General features: G+C 71.4%; 1 protein-coding gene. It reads left to right on the forward strand.

Features of this window, described 5'->3' with window-relative positions; genetic code table 11:
- A partial coding sequence (locus tag ACKX14_RS16220; RefSeq protein ID WP_479685985.1) for a [protein-PII] uridylyltransferase family protein occupies positions 1–255 on the forward strand: 255 nt, incomplete at both ends.

Below are 255 nucleotides of genomic sequence, written 5' to 3' on the forward strand. Positions count from 1 at the left end.
CCTCAAGCTCGGCATCGGCGGCATCCGCGAGGTGGAGTTCATCGTGCAGGCCTTCCAGCTGGTGCGCGGCGGCCAGGACGGCCGGCTGCGCGAACCCTCGCTGCTGACCGTCCTGCCGCGGCTGGCCGGCGAGCGCATGCTGCCGCCTGCGGCGGTGGAGGAACTGCAGCAGGCCTACGAGCTGCTGCGCCTGCTGGAGAACCGCGTGCAGATGCTGGCCGACCAGCAGGAGCACGAGCTGCCTTCCGACGCGAT

This window comes from Thermorhabdus hydrogeniformans, assembly GCF_049310025.1.
GTDB lineage: Bacteria > Bacillota > Thermosediminibacteria > Thermosediminibacterales > Tepidanaerobacteraceae > JBJYKD01.